This is a genomic window from Vibrio sp. 970, from assembly GCF_033339075.1.
The window spans coordinates 1-570 of sequence record NZ_JAWOTW010000624.1 but is presented as its reverse complement, the minus strand read 5'-3'; the positions used below and the strand labels follow the sequence as shown (position 1 = coordinate 570).

Here is a 570-nt window from a genome sequence, read left to right as displayed (position 1 = left end):
TTACCTCGCTCAGCTTGATCGGCAATCGCCACCAACCATTGTGTAAAGCGACGCAGATTTTCGAGACCACGCCCCGATAGGTGTTGTTCTAATCCCATTTCAAAGCTTGCTTCAAATAGGCTTTTGCCGCGCATATTGGCGTAACTGCCCAATTTTTCTAACGTTACCGGGCCAATTTCGCGTCGCGGCGTGTTCACAATGCGCAGAAATGCGTTGTCATCGTCCGGGTTCACCAACACTCGAAGATACGCCATGATGTCTTTGATTTCGGCACGCGCGAAAAACGACGTACCGCCGGACAGTTTGTAGGGTACGCGGTTTTGCATCAGTGATTTTTCAATCAAACGCGATTGATGGTTACCACGATACAAAATCGCATAATCTCGATATTCCGTGCGATTTAAGAACTTGTGCGCAATCAACTCACCCGTGACCCTTTCTGCTTCGTGCTCTTCGTTCTTGGCTAGCAACACTTTCAGTTTTTCGCCGTCAGGAATTTCTGAGAACAATGATTTTTCATACACGTGCGGGTTGTTGGCAATCAAAATGTTTGCAGCACGAAGAATTCGA

At 47.4% G+C, this 570-nt stretch carries 1 protein-coding gene; it reads right to left on the bottom strand.

Translation table 11 applies throughout. From position 1 onward, the window contains the following. Positions 1–570 (bottom strand): 3'-5' exonuclease (locus R7Q11_RS28245; RefSeq protein WP_318094483.1); only part of this gene is annotated, 570 nt, incomplete at both ends.